The sequence below is a fragment of the Flavobacterium xizangense genome, from assembly GCF_054075145.1.
The window spans coordinates 1-292 of record NZ_JBSIPG010000052.1; the positions used below are offsets into that span (position 1 = coordinate 1).

General features: G+C 55.1%; 1 protein-coding gene. It reads left to right on the top strand.

Annotated elements, in window-relative coordinates:
- The coding region (locus tag ACWA1B_RS22475) for a class I fructose-bisphosphate aldolase (RefSeq protein ID WP_456910811.1) at window positions 1-292 on the top strand (292 nt) is incomplete at both ends.

Here is a 292-nt window from a genome sequence, read left to right on the forward strand (position 1 = left end):
GGGTGTGGTGCCCCTGGCAGGAACCAATGGCGAGACAACTACCCAGGGGCTGGATGGGCTGTCTGAACGCTGTGCCCAGTATAAGAAGGATGGAGCCGACTTTGCCAAGTGGCGCTGTGTGCTAAAGATTGGGGAACATACTCCCTCGGCCCTGGCCATCATGGAAAATGCCAATGTTCTGGCCCGTTATGCCAGCATCTGCCAGCAGAATGGCATTGTACCCATTGTGGAGCCTGAAATTCTCCCTGATGGGGACCATGACTTGAAGCGCTGCCAGTATGTTACTGAGAAG